At 76.5% G+C, this 1,279-nt stretch carries 1 protein-coding gene and 1 pseudogene; both read right to left on the bottom strand.

Features of this window, described 5'->3' with window-relative positions; translation table 11 throughout:
* The coding region (locus KS423_RS45645; RefSeq protein ID WP_224285536.1) for a MerR family transcriptional regulator at positions 1 to 668 on the bottom strand (668 nt) is incomplete at its 3' end.
* Between the two features lie 285 nt (positions 669 to 953).
* Positions 954 to 1,279 (bottom strand): annotated as a pseudogene (locus KS423_RS45650) (rRNA cytosine-C5-methyltransferase); the annotation flags it as partial.

Here is a 1,279-nt window from a genome sequence, read left to right on the forward strand (position 1 = left end):
CGCACCGCCCCCGCCAGTCCGGGCCTCGGCAAGCCCGTGCCGGCCCGCGCCTCCCCCACCACCGCCTCCGCCGCCTCCGCCCGGGCGAGCCCGCGCAGCAGCGCCCTGAACCCGGCGTCCCCCGCCAGCTGCGCCAACTCCACCCAGGCCTCGACCTGTTCGACCGACGGATCCTCCGGCAGCTCCGGCGTCAACGAGCGCGCCACGGCGGAGAACCGCTCGTCGCCACCGGTCCCGCCGAACACGCCCGACAGGAACTCCGCGATCAGGCGCCCCCGTTCGTCCTGCGTGAGCCGGGCCAACCGGTGCACGAGCGTCAACTCCTCAGGCGTCGACCCGAGCCTGGCCACCGCCCCGAGCACCGCCCGCCGCAGCCGTAGCACCCGGATCCGGAGGTCGATCGCCTCCGCCTGCGCGGCGGCGACCTCGGCCGGCGTCAGTTCACGCTCCACCACCCGCCTGATCGCGGGCAGTCCGAGCCCGAGCTCCCGCAGGGTACGGACCAGTTCCAGCCGCGCGACGGCGTCGGCGCCGTACCGCCGGTGGCCGGCCGGGTTGCGGTCGGCCGGCGACACGATCCCCTGGTCCGAGTAGAAGCGGACGGTCTTGACCGTCAGCCCAGTCCGCCTGGCCAGCTCACCGATGGTGTACGTCACGTCGCCGTTCATGGCCACCACCCTGCTACCTCCCCCCACGGGAGATGCAAGCCACCCACGGCCGTGACCGTCACCACACCGCACGCCGTCGCATCCCCCCGGGGCCCGCACCGACGGTCCTCCTCCGGCCCGGACCGCCGCGGCGCCCGCCAGGCGGCGAACAGGATGCCCGCCGCGCCGATGACCGCCTGGAGCGCCCCGGTGCAGGCAGGCAGGAAGATCAGGGTGCACACGGCCGGGATCGCCGGCCCCGGCCGAGGTGACGGCCCCGGCCGGGGAGGCGACATCGGAACGACGTCAGGCGGTGCGCCGCAGCAGCGCCAGGTACATCGCGTCCGTCCCGTGCAGGTGCGGCCACAGCTGCACGTCCGGCCCGTCGCCGAGCGCCGGGACGCCGGGCAGCAGCGGGCGCGCGTCGATCCACTCGACCCGGCCGCCCTCGCCCCGCAGCACGTCGTCCACGACCGCCCGGGTCTCCGCGAGGTGCGGCGAGCAGGTCGCGTAGCCGACCACGCCGCCGACCCGGGTGGCCTCGATCGCCGAGCGCAACAGGTCCCGCTGGAGCGGGCCGAAGGCCGCGACGTCGGCCGGCCGGCGCCGCCAGCGCGCCTCCGGGCGGCGAC

The organism is Streptomyces sp. LS1784 (assembly GCF_020103755.1).
Taxonomy (GTDB): Bacteria; Actinomycetota; Actinomycetes; order Streptomycetales; family Streptomycetaceae; genus Kitasatospora.